Annotated in this window: 13 protein-coding genes; 5 read left to right on the top strand and 8 right to left on the bottom strand. The window is 59.7% G+C overall.

The window, feature by feature from the left end; translation table 11 throughout:
• Position 1: 1 nt before the first annotated feature.
• The 6 genes from fba to tkt form a co-directional block, all read right to left on the bottom strand.
• Positions 2-1,066: a class II fructose-bisphosphate aldolase gene (gene fba, locus H8F21_RS24670; protein ID WP_203478664.1), complete on the bottom strand. Its 1,065-nt coding sequence runs from the start codon at positions 1,064-1,066 to the stop codon at positions 2-4.
• Positions 1,067-1,165: 99 nt separating this feature from the next.
• On the bottom strand, positions 1,166-1,492 hold the full coding sequence (locus H8F21_RS24665) for an MliC family protein (protein ID WP_203542805.1): 327 nt from the start codon (positions 1,490-1,492) through the stop codon (positions 1,166-1,168).
• 51 nt (positions 1,493-1,543) lie between these two features.
• Positions 1,544-1,795, bottom strand: coding sequence for a hypothetical protein (locus H8F21_RS24660; RefSeq protein ID WP_203478960.1), 252 nt, complete (start codon positions 1,793-1,795; stop codon positions 1,544-1,546).
• Complete coding sequence (locus H8F21_RS24655; protein ID WP_203478660.1) at positions 1,795-2,958, bottom strand: phosphoglycerate kinase; 1,164 nt, start codon at positions 2,956-2,958, stop codon at positions 1,795-1,797. Before H8F21_RS24655 ends, H8F21_RS24660 begins: the two co-directional genes overlap by 1 nt.
• Positions 2,959-2,970: 12 nt before the next feature.
• A complete protein-coding gene (gene epd / locus H8F21_RS24650) occupies positions 2,971-4,038 on the bottom strand; it encodes an erythrose-4-phosphate dehydrogenase (protein ID WP_203478658.1) in 1,068 nt (355 codons plus the stop codon).
• Positions 4,039-4,156: 118 nt separating this feature from the next.
• Positions 4,157-6,154, bottom strand: coding sequence for a transketolase (gene tkt, locus H8F21_RS24645; protein ID WP_203478657.1), 1,998 nt, complete (start codon positions 6,152-6,154; stop codon positions 4,157-4,159).
• A 259-nt stretch (positions 6,155-6,413) separates the two neighbouring features.
• Between tkt and H8F21_RS24640 the strand changes: the two genes are divergently transcribed.
• The 4 genes from H8F21_RS24640 (at position 6,414) to H8F21_RS24625 (ending at position 10,963) form a co-directional block, all read left to right on the top strand.
• Entirely contained in the window at positions 6,414-7,409 is a 996-nt protein-coding gene (locus tag H8F21_RS24640; protein ID WP_203478656.1) for an ArsR/SmtB family transcription factor, read from the top strand.
• 19 nt (positions 7,410-7,428) lie between these two features.
• Positions 7,429-8,619 (top strand): methionine adenosyltransferase, encoded by a 1,191-nt coding sequence (metK, locus tag H8F21_RS24635; RefSeq protein ID WP_203478655.1) that lies wholly within the window; start codon positions 7,429-7,431, stop codon positions 8,617-8,619.
• 155 nt (positions 8,620-8,774) lie between these two features.
• Complete coding sequence (ligB, locus tag H8F21_RS24630) at positions 8,775-10,445, top strand: NAD-dependent DNA ligase LigB (RefSeq protein ID WP_203478959.1); 1,671 nt, start codon at positions 8,775-8,777, stop codon at positions 10,443-10,445.
• Positions 10,446-10,576: 131 nt separating this feature from the next.
• Positions 10,577-10,963 (top strand): DUF1090 domain-containing protein, encoded by a 387-nt coding sequence (locus H8F21_RS24625; RefSeq protein WP_203478958.1) that lies wholly within the window; start codon positions 10,577-10,579, stop codon positions 10,961-10,963.
• A gap of 81 nt (positions 10,964-11,044) precedes the next feature.
• Here H8F21_RS24625 and H8F21_RS24620 read toward each other — a convergent pair whose 3' ends face one another.
• Complete coding sequence (locus H8F21_RS24620) at positions 11,045-11,494, bottom strand: c-type cytochrome (RefSeq protein WP_136478475.1); 450 nt, start codon at positions 11,492-11,494, stop codon at positions 11,045-11,047.
• Positions 11,495-11,624: 130 nt separating this feature from the next.
• Between H8F21_RS24620 and mltA the strand changes: the two genes are divergently transcribed.
• A complete protein-coding gene (gene mltA / locus H8F21_RS24615) occupies positions 11,625-12,776 on the top strand; it encodes a murein transglycosylase A (RefSeq protein ID WP_203478654.1) in 1,152 nt (383 codons plus the stop codon).
• On the opposite strand, the gene H8F21_RS24610 is transcribed toward mltA, so the two are convergent.
• A complete protein-coding gene (locus H8F21_RS24610; RefSeq protein WP_203478652.1) occupies positions 12,773-13,159 on the bottom strand; it encodes an MAPEG family protein in 387 nt (128 codons plus the stop codon). The genes mltA and H8F21_RS24610 overlap by 4 nt on opposite strands.
• Positions 13,160-13,170: the final 11 nt, after the last annotated feature.

Below are 13,170 nucleotides of genomic sequence, written 5' to 3'. Positions count from 1 at the left end.
CTTAGTTGACCTTGGCAGCCAGCTCACCCTTGAGGTAGCGCTGGAACATGCCTTCCAGAGAGATCGGTTTGATCCTGGAAGCGTTGCCGGCGGTACCGAAGGCTTCGTACCGGGCGATGCAGACATCACGCATGGCGGTAACGGTGGCGCCGAAAAACTTGCGTGGGTCGAACTCGCTCGGGTTCTGGGCCATCAGGCGACGCATCGCACCGGTGGAAGCCAGGCGCAGGTCAGTATCGATGTTGACCTTGCGAACGCCGTACTTGATGCCTTCAACGATCTCCTCGACCGGCACACCGTAGGTTTCCTTGATGTCGCCGCCGTACTGGTTGATGATCGCCAACCACTCTTGCGGGACCGAAGAGGAACCGTGCATAACCAGGTGAGTGTTAGGAATGCGCTTGTGGATTTCCTTGATGCGGTCGATCGCCAGGACATCACCGGTAGGTGGCTTGGTGAACTTGTAAGCGCCGTGGCTGGTGCCGATGGCGATAGCCAAGGCATCGACCTGGGTCTTCTTGACGAAGTCGGCCGCTTCTTCCGGATCGGTCAGCATCTGGCTGTGATCGAGGATCCCTTCAGCACCGATACCGTCTTCTTCGCCAGCCATGCCGGTTTCCAGCGAACCCAGGCAGCCCAGCTCACCCTCAACCGAAACACCGCACGCGTGGGCCATGGCCACGGTTTGCTGAGTTACGCGAACGTTGTACTCGTAGTCGGTTGGGGTTTTGCCGTCTTCGCCCAGCGAGCCGTCCATCATGACCGAGCTGAAGCCCAGCTGGATCGAACGCTGACAAACGTCAGGGCTGGTACCGTGATCCTGGTGCATGCACACCGGAATGTGCGGGAACTCTTCGATCGCAGCCAGGATCAGGTGGCGCAGGAAAGGGGCGCCAGCGTATTTGCGGGCACCGGCCGATGCCTGGACAATTACCGGGGAGTCGGTCTTGTCGGCAGCTTCCATGATGGCGCGCATCTGCTCGAGGTTGTTGACGTTGAAAGCTGGAACGCCGTAGCCGAACTCGGCGGCGTGGTCCAGCATCTGGCGCATACTAATGAGTGCCATTGTGTATCTCTCTCCCGACAAGCGTCGTTTTTCGTGCAAGCCTGCCGCAGTGGCGGTTGCTATTCAAGTAGTGTGGGCCGCGTCATGCGGCCCGGCCAGTCACGGCGCCTTGCAGCCGCGCCCTATCAAATCGTTGGTGGCGACCCAGTAAACCAGGCCTTCGTCACCTTTATTGTGGAACGCCAGGACGCCATCGCTGTACAACGCTCCCGACGCGCCCGGTTCGGCCTTGAGCCGGTAGACCTGGTCACCGCCACCCAGACGAACGTCCAGGCTCTGCTGACTGCTGTCGGCAAAACGCCAGAGCACTTCGGCCTGACTGTCACACACCCAGCGCGTCCAATTGTCGGTCGGCGCCGGCGCAGACGTGAAGCTTGAGCATCCGCCCAGCACTGCCAGGGCCATCAGGGCCACGACACCTTTCATGCAATATCCTCTAGCAGACCACAAACTGGCCGGTAGGTTGCCGTCAACCGATCAAGGGCAACCCGGAGCCCGGCGCTGATGTTCGTCGTCATATTTTTCCAGACCATCCGGGCCGAGACGCTTGTTGATCACCGGCACGGTTTCTGCCTGCCATTGCGATTGATAGCAGCCGCCTTTCGGCGCGCCCGGCTCCTCGGCACCTTGCTCCGGCGCGCTGGAACAGGCGCCGAGCATGCCGACCAGGACAAACATAGGCAGTCGCTTGACCATCAGGTCGCTCCCTTTGCCAGGCGCTGAGCGGATCAGGCCTTGGCCCGTTGTTCCAGTACTTCCACTGCTGGCAGGACCTTGCCCTCGACGAATTCGAGGAATGCACCGCCACCGGTAGAAATGTAGGAGATTTGCTCGGCAACGCCATATTTATCGATGGCCGCCAACGTGTCGCCACCACCGGCGATCGAAAACGCGGCGCTGTCAGCGATAGCCTTGGCCAGCACCTTGGTGCCGTTACCGAACTGATCGAACTCGAACACACCTACCGGGCCGTTCCACAAAACAGTCTTGGACGTTTTCAGCAACTCGGCGAAATTGGCCGCAGTCTGCGGGCCGATGTCCAGGATCATGTCGTCTTCGGCAACATCGGCGACCCGCTTGACGGTGGCAACGGCGCTTTCAGCGAATTCCTTGGCAACCACGACGTCCACTGGCAGCGGTACATTGACCTTGGCAGCGATGGCCTTGGCGGTGTCGATCAAGTCGGGTTCGTACAGCGACTTGCCAACCGGGTGACCAGCAGCGGCCAGGAACGTGTTGGCAATGCCGCCGCCAACGATCAGCAGGTCACAGATCTGGCTCAGGCTGTTGAGAACGTCGAGTTTGGTCGATACCTTGGAGCCTGCAACGATGGCAGCCATCGGCTTGGCCGGAGCTTTCAGGGCCTTGCCCAGGGCATCCAGCTCGGCTGCCAGCAGTGGGCCTGCGGCAGCGACTTTGGCGAACTTGGCAACGCCGTGGGTCGAACCCTCGGCGCGGTGCGCAGTGCCGAAAGCGTCCATCACGAATACGTCACACAGGGCAGCGTACTTCTGCGCCAGCTCGTCGGCGTTCTTTTTCTCGCCCTTGTTGAAGCGCACGTTCTCGAACAGCACGATGTCGCCTGCCTTGACGTCAACACCGTCGAGGTAGTCAGCAACCAACGGCACCTCTCGGCCCAGCGCCTTGCTCAGGTACTCAGCAACCGGCTTGAGGCTGTTCTCAGCTGAGAATTCGCCTTCGCTCGGACGGCCCAGGTGCGAGCAGACCATCACGGCCGCGCCCTTTTCCAGCGCCAGCCTGATGGTCGGCAGCGAAGCCAGGATACGCGCATCACTCGCAACCACACCGTCCTTTACAGGAACGTTGAGGTCTTCGCGGATCAGTACGCGCTTACCTTGCAGGTCGAGGTCGGTCATCTTCAACACGGTCATGAATGCAGTCCTTCAGGGCTGTTTACAAGTGGAGCGGGTTTGATTGACGACGTGCAGATAGTGTTCTGCAACGTCGAGCATACGGTTGGCAAAACCCCATTCGTTGTCGAACCATGCCAGCAGGTTCACCAGCCGGGGGCCGGAAACGCGGGTCTGGCTGGCATCGACGATGGCCGAATGCGGGTCATGGTTGAAATCACAACTGGCGTGCGGCAGCTCAGTGTAGGCCAGCAGGCCCTTTAACGGTCCGCTCAGGGCAGCATCACGCAGCACCTGGTTGACCTCGGCCGCAGTAGTGTCGCGGGCGGTCTGCAGGGTTATGTCCAGGCACGACACGTTGACAGTAGGCACACGTACCGCTTTGGCCTGAATTCGTCCGGCAAGTTCCGGCAGCAGGCGCTCGATACCTCGAGCCAGTCCCGTGGAAACCGGGATCACCGACTGGAAAGCCGAACGTGTCCGACGCAAGTCTTCATGGTGATAGGCATCGATGACCGGCTGATCATTCATGGCCGAGTGGATCGTGGTGATCGACACATACTCAAGGCCAAAAGCCTGGTCCAGCACACGCAACAGCGGCACGCCGCAGTTGGTGGTGCAGGAGGCGTTGGAAACCAGCCGCTCACTGCCGTTCAGGCAATCCTGGTTGATGCCATAGACCACGGTTGCATCGACATCGACTTCACTGGCCATTGGCTGGGAGAACAACACCCGCGGCGCGCCTGCTTCGAGAAAGCGCATGCCGTCGGCACGCGTGTTGTAGGCGCCCGAGCACTCCAGAACCAGATCGACATCCAGCGCCGCCCAGTCGATACCTTCCGGGGTGGCACTGCGCAAAACCTTCACGCAGTCGCCATTGATATGCAGACAGTCGCCATCGACCTTCACCTCACCGGGAAAACGCCCGTGGGTGGAGTCGAAGCGTGTCAGGTATTCGATACTGGCCTGATCGGCCAGGTCGTTCAGTGCAACAATCTCAAAGCCCGCCTTCGCCCCCCGTTCAAAGAGCGCGCGTAAAACGCAACGACCAATACGGCCGTAGCCGTTGAGTGCAACTTTGTAAGGACGCGATTGGGGCATGGGGATGCTCACGGAACAGAACGTTTTCTCGGGTGAGGCCATCGCGGGGCAAGTCCGCCCCCACAGCAGATACCTGTGGGAGCGGGCTTGCCCCGCGATTAGGTCGACACCGCCAGGATCAGTCTTCCAGCAGCTCTTCAGCAGTACCCAGGATATTTTCCAGGGTGAAACCAAACGCTTCGAACAAAGCAGGCGCAGGCGCCGATTCGCCGTAGGTGGTCATGCCGATGACGCGGCCTTCGAGGCCGACATACTTGTACCAGAAGTCAGCATGGGCAGCTTCGATAGCGATACGCGAACCTACTTGCAGAGGAAGAACCGACTGCTTGTAAGCGGCGTCCTGAGCATCGAACACGCTGGTGCATGGCATCGACACGACGCGAACCTTGCGGCCTTGCTCAGTCAACTTGTCGAAGGCCTGAACAGCCAGGCCCACTTCGGAACCGGTGGCGATCAGGATCAGCTCAGGCTCGCCTGCGCAGTCCTTCAGTACATAACCACCGCGACTGATGTCCGCGATCTGCTGGGCATCACGGTCCTGGTGCTGCAGGTTCTGACGCGAGAAGATCAGCGCCGAAGGGCCGTCCTTGCGTTCCAGCGCGTGCTTCCAGGACACAGCCGATTCGACTGCGTCGGCTGGACGCCAGGTGTCCAGGTTCGGCGTGCTGCGCAGGCTGGTCAGTTGCTCGATCGGCTGGTGCGTCGGGCCGTCTTCGCCCAAGCCGATAGAGTCGTGGGTGTAGACGTGAATCACACGCTGCTTCATCAACGCCGACATGCGCACTGCGTTGCGGGCGTATTCCATGAACATCAGGAAAGTAGCGCCGTAAGGCACCAGGCCACCGTGCAGGGCGACGCCGTTCATGATTGCGGTCATGCCGAACTCGCGCACGCCGTAGAACATGTAGTTGCCGCTGGCATCTTCAGCGCTGACGCCCTTGCAACCTTTCCACAGGGTCAGGTTGGAACCGGCCAGGTCTGCCGAGCCGCCGAGGAATTCAGGCAGCAACGGGCCGAAGGCGTTCAGGGTGTTCTGGCTGGCTTTACGGCTGGCGATGGTTTCGCCTTTGGCGGCGACTTCAGCGATGTAGGCAGCGGCCTTCTCGGAGAAATCAGCCGGCAGCTCGCCGCTCAGACGACGCTTGAGTTCGCTGGCCAGCTCCGGGAAGGCAGCCGCGTAGGCAGCGAAGCGCTTGTCCCACTCGGCTTCGACAGCCTTGCCGGCTTCCTTGGCATCCCATTCGGCATAGATATTGGCCGGGATTTCGAACGGGCCATGGTTCCAGTTCAGCTCTTTGCGCGCCAGGGCGATTTCATCGTTGCCCAATGGGGCACCGTGGCAATCTTCCTTACCTTGCTTGTTCGGCGATCCGAAACCGATGATGGTCTTGCAGCAGATCAGGGTCGGCTGCTCGCTCTTGCGGGCGGTGTCGATGGCGGTCTTGATCTCGTCGGCGTCATGGCCATCGACGTTGCGGATTACCTGCCAGTTGTACGCTTCAAAACGCTTAGGCGTGTCATCGGTGAACCAGCCTTCGACTTCGCCGTCGATGGAGATACCGTTGTCATCGTAGAAAGCGATCAGTTTGCCCAGGCCCAGGGTGCCAGCCAGGGAAGCGACTTCGTGGGAAATACCTTCCATCATGCAACCGTCACCCAGGAACACGTAGGTGTGGTGGTCGACGATGTTATGGCTTGGGCGGTTGAACTGGGCGCCCATGATTTTTTCGGCAAGTGCAAAACCAACGGCGTTGGCCAGGCCTTGGCCGAGCGGACCGGTAGTGGTCTCGACGCCTGCGGTGTAACCGAATTCCGGGTGACCCGGGGTGCGGCTGTGCAACTGACGGAAGCTTTTCAGGTCGTCAATCGACAGGTCGTAGCCGGTCAGGTGCAGCAGCGAATAGATCAGCATCGAGCCGTGGCCGTTGGACAATACAAAGCGGTCACGGTCAGCGAAATTCGGGTTGCTTGGGCTGTGTTTCAAGTAGTCGCGCCAAAGAACCTCAGCGATATCCGCCATGCCCATAGGGGCACCTGGATGGCCGCTGTTGGCCTTTTGCACGGCATCCATGCTAAGGGCACGAATGGCGTTGGCACGTTCACGACGGCTGGGCATCGCTTATCTCCTGGGGCTTGAATTAATTATGAAACGAAAAAAGGCGGCCATTTTCGCCCAGGCACGTGCCCGGGGGCAATGACGGATGGTCGATGCAGCATGATTTTCCTGTGATTGAGACAAGAATCAGGCGTTAATCAGGGCAAACAGCAGGATCAGTCGTACCTTCTGCGACGAATTGCCCCGCTCATCATGCAATATCAAAACTTTTTGATATTGCCCTTGCGACGATGCCGCCGCCTGACTAGACTGCGGCCCCATGAACCTTCCTGCGTCGTCGATCCGACTCGAGCAAAATGACGAACTGGCCGCCTTGTGCAAAGCCAGCGGCGATCCGCTGCGCCTCAATGTATTGCGGGCGTTGGCCAGCGATTCCTTCGGCGTACTGGAATTGGCGCAAATTTTCGCCATTGGCCAGTCCGGCATCAGCCATCACCTAAAGGTTCTGGCCCAGGCCGGACTGGTAGCGACCCGGCGCGAAGGCAACGCAATTTTCTACCGACGCGCCCTGCCCGATACCTTGCGTCTTGGCGGCAAGCTGCATGCGGCACTGCTCGAAGAGGTCGATGCACTGAGCCTGGCGCAAGAAGTGCAGGATCGCATCGGACAGGTCCAGCAACGCCGGGCCGTGACCAGCCAGGACTTCTTCCTGCGCACTGAAGAAAAGTTTCGTGCCCAGCAAGACCTGATCGCCGGGCTGCCGCAATATCGCGAAAGCCTTTTGGCATTGATCGACAAACTCAGCTTTGACCATGACGCCAGCGCGCTTGAAGTAGGCCCCGGCGATGGCGAATTTCTGCCCGAGCTGGCCCGACGTTTCAACCGGGTCACCGCACTGGACAACAGCCCGACCATGCTCGAGCTGGCGCGCCAGGTCTGTCATCGCGAAGGCCTGGTCAATGTGAACCTGCAGTTGGCCGATGCACTCAGTGCAACGGATGTGGAAGCCGACTGCGTAGTGCTGAACATGGTCCTGCACCATTTCAGCGCCCCGGCCGAAGCCCTGCGGCAGTTGGCCAACCGTGTGAAGGCAGGCGGTAGCCTGTTGATAACAGAGTTGTGCAGCCACGACCAAAGCTGGGCCAGAGAGGCCTGTGGCGATATCTGGCTAGGCTTTGAGCAGGACGACCTGGCCCGTTGGGCCAGCGCAGCGGGATTGGCTCCCGGGGACAGCCTATATGTGGGCTTACGTAATGGTTTCCAGATTCAGGTCCGCCACTTTCAGCGACCGGCTGGCGACACTCAACATCGGTAAATTTTAGGAACCCGTCGAGATGAGCGAATACTCCCTTTTCACCTCCGAGTCCGTGTCTGAAGGGCATCCGGACAAAATCGCCGACCAGATTTCGGATGCAGTGCTGGACGCCATCATTACCCAGGACAAATACGCGCGCGTAGCTTGCGAAACCCTGGTTAAAACGGGTGTTGCGATCATCGCCGGTGAAGTGACCACGTCGGCCTGGGTAGACCTGGAAGATATCGTCCGCAAAGTTATTGTCGACATCGGCTACAACAGCTCCGACGTTGGCTTCGACGGCGCGACCTGCGCGGTCATGAACATCATCGGCAAGCAATCGGTAGACATCGCCCAAGGCGTTGACCGCAGCAAGCCGGAAGACCAGGGCGCCGGCGACCAGGGCCTGATGTTCGGTTATGCCAGCAATGAAACCGACGTGCTGATGCCTGCACCGATCTGCTTCTCCCACCGCCTGGTCGAGCGTCAGGCTGAAGCACGCAAGTCCGGCCTGCTGCCATGGCTGCGCCCGGATGCCAAGTCCCAAGTGACCTGCCGTTATGAAGGCGGCAAAGTCGTCGGCATCGACGCCGTGGTCCTGTCGACCCAGCACAACCCTGAAGTGTCGCAAAAAGACCTGCAGGAAGCGGTCATGGAGCTGATCGTCAAGCAGACCCTGCCTGCCGAGTTGCTGCACAAGGACACCCAGTTCCACATCAACCCGACTGGCCAGTTCATCATCGGTGGCCCGGTGGGTGACTGTGGCCTGACCGGCCGCAAGATCATTGTCGACTCCTACGGCGGCATGGCCCGTCACGGCGGTGGCGCTTTCTCCGGCAAGGATCCATCCAAGGTTGACCGTTCTGCCGCCTATGCCGGTCGCTACGTAGCGAAAAATATCGTCGCTGCCGGCCTTGCCGAACGCTGCGAGATCCAGGTTTCCTACGCTATCGGTGTAGCTCAGCCAACCTCCATCTCGCTGAACACCTTCGGCACCGGCAAGATCTCCGACGACAAGATCGTCCAGTTGGTGCGTGAGTGCTTCGACCTGCGTCCGTACGCCATCACCACCATGCTCGACCTGTTGCACCCGATGTACCAGGAAACTGCCGCCTACGGCCACTTTGGCCGTACCCCGCAGCAGAAGACTGTCGGTGACGACACCTTCACGACCTTCACCTGGGAACGTACCGACCGCGTTGACAGCCTGCGTGCTGCTGCCGGCCTTTAATTAGACGCTGCAAGCGTCCAGTTGCAAGAGAGCCCCAGCCGAGTTATCGGCTGGGGCTTTTTCATGACATATCGACTGACAAGTGCGGGACGCACCGGGTGCAGTGATTGCCTAGGCTGAGCATTCGTTCTCGCCATGCAAGGAAGCTGGCCATGATGCCCAAGCTGCTCGCTGTTCTCTTTGCGCTCTATTTATCCACAATCCAGGCACAGGAGTGCCCCACGTGGACGTCCGAGCGCGCGCGTATTGAAGTGGCCCAGTTACGCGAGTCCCTGGCCAGATGGGATGAACACTACCATCGCCTGGGCATCTCATTGGTGGCCGACGAAATCTATGACCAGAGCCGGGAGCACCTGAAATATCTGCAAGGTTGTTTCCGTCTGCACGACTTTGATGATCCGCTCGCCAGCGCTCGAGGCCCGATAGACCATCCCATTGCGCACACTGGCGTTGCAAAACTGAATGATGATCAAGCAGTCGCTCGCTGGATGCACGGCAAGCAGGACATCTGGATTCAACCCAAGGTAGACGGCGTCGCTGTCACGCTGGTCTATCAGCAGGGCCAACTGGTGCAACTGCTCAGCCGTGGCGATGGCCGGCAGGGCCATGACTGGAGCCGGCATATCCCTTACCTCGCCAGCATCACCCGGACCCTACCTCTGGCCCTCGACATCACCCTTCAAGGCGAGCTTTATTGGCGCCTTGAAAGCCATGTGCAATCGACTGCCGGAGGAATCGGCGCCCGCGGCACCGTGGCCGGACTGATGGCCCGCAAGCAATTGTCCGATGACCTGGGCGCCGGTGTCGGTTTATTCGTTTGGGACTGGCCCGAGGGCCCCGCAACGCAACTTGAGCGCCTGGCAAAGCTCGCCGACCTGGGTTTTGCCGACAGCCAGCGCTACAGCGTCGCCATCGCAAGCCAGGATGAAGCCGCTCACTGGCGCCGGCAGTGGTACCAGTCGGCGCTGCCGTTTGCCACTGACGGCGTGGTCCTGCGCCAGGACAGTCGACCGCCGGCGCAACGCTGGCAAGCCAAAGCACCCTACTGGATTGCTGCCTGGAAATATCCCTTTCGCCAAGCCTTGGCTGAAGTACGCGATGTGCACTTCAGAATCGGTCGCACTGGCAAGATCACGCCAGTCCTGCAGTTAAAGCCCATCACCCTGGATGATCGGCGTATCACTCAAGTCAATGTCGGCTCGCTGGCTCGATGGCAGTCCGCAGACATCCGCCCCGGCGATCAGGTCGCAATAAGCTTGGCCGGCCTGACCATCCCGCGCCTGGAGCAAGTCGTTCATCGTACTGTTCAGCGGGTGACAGTGCTGTCACCAGCAAGTGAGCAGTTTCACCCGTTGAGTTGCTGGCAGCCCAGCCACGGCTGCGAGGAACAGTTCATTGCTCGGCTTGCCTGGTTGAGCGGTAAGCAAGGGCTGGATATGTCGCACGTTGGCGTCGCGACATGGCGAAAACTAGTACAGGCTGGACTGGTAACCACCCTCGCCGACTGGCTGGCCCTGAGCCACGAACAATTGCATCCGCTACCGGGGGCAAGCGCAGCGCGACTGCTGCAAGAGGTCGCACACGCACGCACACGCCCTTTCCAGCAATGGTTGCGCGCCTTGGGAGTACCGGCAACGCTAAACATCGAGCTGAATACTGACTGGTCCTCACTGACCGCGAGAACTTCCAGCCAGTGGTCCGCCATGCCCGGCATCGGGTCAACGCGCGCCGAGCAGTTGCAGGCATTTTTCAATCACCCTCAGGTGCAGGCGCTGGCTGCGCAATTGGTGGCGCAGGGTATCGAAGGATTTCACCGCGCACAGTAAAAGTGCCGAGCTGAAAATTGTAGGAATTTTCTTGTCGTGCCATCGAATTGCCCACCAAGGGTTCCTTAATTCAGGAAATCAGGGCAGGATTTCCCCCAACTATTTCTGCCATGCCCCGAATGGAGGCGCTCATGAAATTTTTTTCCAACCTCGTCCTGTTGACCGCGATTGGCTTCGGCGCAACTTCGCTGCAAGCCGCCGAGTCAACGGAAGCACTGACTGGTTGCGCGGCTAAAAAGGCCGATATCCAACAGCAAATTGATAAAGCCGTTAACCCTTTCCAAAAAGCCGGGCTTGAAAAAGCCCTGAGTGAAGTCAACGAGCATTGCACTGATAGCAGCCTGCGCAAAGAACGCGAACAGAAAGTTCTCGACGCCCGCCACGAAGTGACGCAGCGCACCAAGGACCTGGACAAGGCCATGAAAAAGGGTGACGCCGAGAAGATCAACACGCGCAAGGACAAGTTGGCCGAGTCCAAGAAAGAACTGCAAGAAGCGCTGGATCAACTCGAGAAGTAAGTGCTTATCGCCAGGCTAGCCCACTCCCACAGGGCTAGCTGAACGCTCTGTGGGAGCGGGCTAGCCCCGCGATGGCAGTATTCAATGGTTACGAAATTCGGTGTGACAGGCTTTGCATGCTGCCTCAACCTTGTCGGTCGGCGCAGCCAGGTCGGCCGCCTTCAGTGGCTGGGTTCGAGTGACGGCAACCAGTTCTCCGGTCGCGGTTTCCAACTGACGAGCCAAGTCCTGGAAACGCGCCTGTTTTTCCCAGACCTCTGCACGAGCGCTGGTTTCATCGTCTTCGCGAACCTGGGGAAAATGCTTCCACGGCTCCCGGGACAAATTATCAAGCTTGACCGCGCCATCGGCGAACTTCTGCCCGTCAAAGGCCAGTCGTCCTCGCAACATGCCGCCCAGGTCTTCGCTGGTCTTGAGCATCTGTTTGAAAATGGTCTTGCGCTGGCCCAAGGGCGAGTTGGGATCAACACCGCCGCAGGCGGTCAGCGTCAGGCAGGCCAGCAATACAACAGAGAGTCGTTTGAGCATCATGGTAACGTCGGCTCACGGGAAAAAAGGCGCCCAGTATCCTCGTCTCGTCACCAAAGACCAATACCCTTATTAAATCTACGGTTTGCCCAGGCAGTTGAACCCCAGGCAAACCGCCAAGGAAACCCTGTTTATGAAATTTTCCCTGCGCCACCTGGGATTGGCGGTCTCGGCACTGGCACTGCTCGCCGGTTGCAACGGCGGCGGTCCGGAAAAACCCAAGCCGCATGCGCTTGCCACTTACGTCAGCGGCACCTGGAAAGATCTGCCACAGGTCAGCGACAGCGATCTGCTGGCGGGCTTCGAAGCCTGGCGCAGCGCCTGCGAGCGCCTCAAGCGCGACGCCATTTGGGCCAACACCTGTAGCGCCGCAGCGACTGTACCGAGTGACAGCACCCAGGTACGCAACTTTCTCCAGTCCCAGCTGGATGTCTACAGCATGCGTTCAGGTGACAACAGTGCCAACGGCCTGATCACCGGTTACTACGAGCCGGTCTACCCCGGTAGCCTGACCCAGACCGACAGTGCACATGTGCCCGTTTATGGCGTGCCTGACGACATGATCGTGGTGGCGCTGGACAGCGTCTACCCGGAACTCAAGGGCAAACGTCTGCGTGGCCGTCTGGATGGCCGGACACTCAAGCCCTACGACACTGCCGAAGTTATCAACCAGCAAGGTGTGCCTGCCCCGGTCCTGGCCTGGCTGACCGACCCCATGGACTTGCAGTTCCTGCAGATCCAGGGCTCCGGCCGAATCCAGCTCGACAGCGGTCGACAGTTGCGGGTCGGTTACGCCGACCAGAACGGCCACCCCTATCGTCCGGTGGGTCGCTGGCTGGTCGATCAAGGTCAGTTGAAAAAAGAAGACGTCACCATGGGCAGCATTCATGCCTGGGCACAGGCTAACCCGGCGCGTGTGCCGGAACTGCTGGCGAGCAACCCCAGCTACGTTTTCTTCAGTGGCCGCCCGGACAGCAATGAAGGTCCACGAGGCTCGCTGAACGTGCCGCTGACTGCAGGTTACAGCGTGGCGATCGACCGTAAGGTGATTCCTTTGGGCAGCCTGCTGTGGCTATCGACCACCCGCCCCGACGGTGCTCCAATGGTCCGTCCGGTTGCCGCGCAGGATACCGGTGGCGCGATCACCGGTGAAGTACGCGCCGACTTGTTCTGGGGCACAGGCGCCGAAGCAGGTGAGGTTGCAGGCAACATGAAGCAGCAGGGACAGATCTGGCTGCTCTGGCCCAAAGGTACACCCCTGCCTGAAGTGCCGAAGGTTCCCTAGGCGGACACCACGAAGAACGACACGATCAGCCCCACGCCAACGAACCAGACCAGCGAACGCACCGCAGCCCAGTCAGCCAGGTAACAGATGATGTAGAGCAGGCGACTGGTGATATACAGCACCGCCAGCACATCCTGGGTGACCTGTTCAGCATTGCCGACAATGTCGGCAATGATGACCGCTGCAGCAAAGGCAGGAAATGCCTCAAAGCTGTTCAACTGCGCGGCATGGGCGCGCCGCGGCAAACCTTCGAGCTTGTCGAGGAAAGCACGCGGGTCGTGGTTCTGGCGCAGGTTGAACCGCCCACTGCTGAGTTTGGCGATGCTGGTACACAGAATCGGCAGGAACAACGCAATCAGTACACACCAAAGAGCTACGGTCATGGCAAAGTCCT

Origin of the sequence: Pseudomonas arcuscaelestis, from assembly GCF_016881005.1 — a bacterium.
Classification (GTDB): domain Bacteria; phylum Pseudomonadota; class Gammaproteobacteria; order Pseudomonadales; family Pseudomonadaceae; genus Aquipseudomonas; species Aquipseudomonas arcuscaelestis.
Note: the sequence above shows the minus strand (reverse complement) of the source record. Positions and strands in the feature narration are given on the sequence as shown.

Bases quoted from the DNA above. Each gene is read 5' to 3' on its own strand.
- fba (WP_203478664.1), bottom strand. From the start codon at position 1,066: ATGGCACTCATTAGTATGCGCCAGATGCTGGACCACGCCGCCGAGTTC.
- H8F21_RS24665 (WP_203542805.1), bottom strand. From the start codon at position 1,492: ATGAAAGGTGTCGTGGCCCTGATGGCCCTGGCAGTGCTGGGCGGATGC.
- H8F21_RS24655 (WP_203478660.1), bottom strand. From the start codon at position 2,958: ATGACCGTGTTGAAGATGACCGACCTCGACCTGCAAGGTAAGCGCGTA.
- epd (WP_203478658.1), bottom strand. From the start codon at position 4,038: ATGCCCCAATCGCGTCCTTACAAAGTTGCACTCAACGGCTACGGCCGT.
- tkt (WP_203478657.1), bottom strand. From the start codon at position 6,154: ATGCCCAGCCGTCGTGAACGTGCCAACGCCATTCGTGCCCTTAGCATG.
- H8F21_RS24640 (WP_203478656.1), top strand. From the start codon at position 6,414: ATGAACCTTCCTGCGTCGTCGATCCGACTCGAGCAAAATGACGAACTG.
- metK (WP_203478655.1), top strand. From the start codon at position 7,429: ATGAGCGAATACTCCCTTTTCACCTCCGAGTCCGTGTCTGAAGGGCAT.
- ligB (WP_203478959.1), top strand. From the start codon at position 8,775: ATGCCCAAGCTGCTCGCTGTTCTCTTTGCGCTCTATTTATCCACAATC.
- H8F21_RS24625 (WP_203478958.1), top strand. From the start codon at position 10,577: ATGAAATTTTTTTCCAACCTCGTCCTGTTGACCGCGATTGGCTTCGGC.
- H8F21_RS24620 (WP_136478475.1), bottom strand. From the start codon at position 11,494: ATGATGCTCAAACGACTCTCTGTTGTATTGCTGGCCTGCCTGACGCTG.
- mltA (WP_203478654.1), top strand. From the start codon at position 11,625: ATGAAATTTTCCCTGCGCCACCTGGGATTGGCGGTCTCGGCACTGGCA.
- H8F21_RS24610 (WP_203478652.1), bottom strand. From the start codon at position 13,159: ATGACCGTAGCTCTTTGGTGTGTACTGATTGCGTTGTTCCTGCCGATT.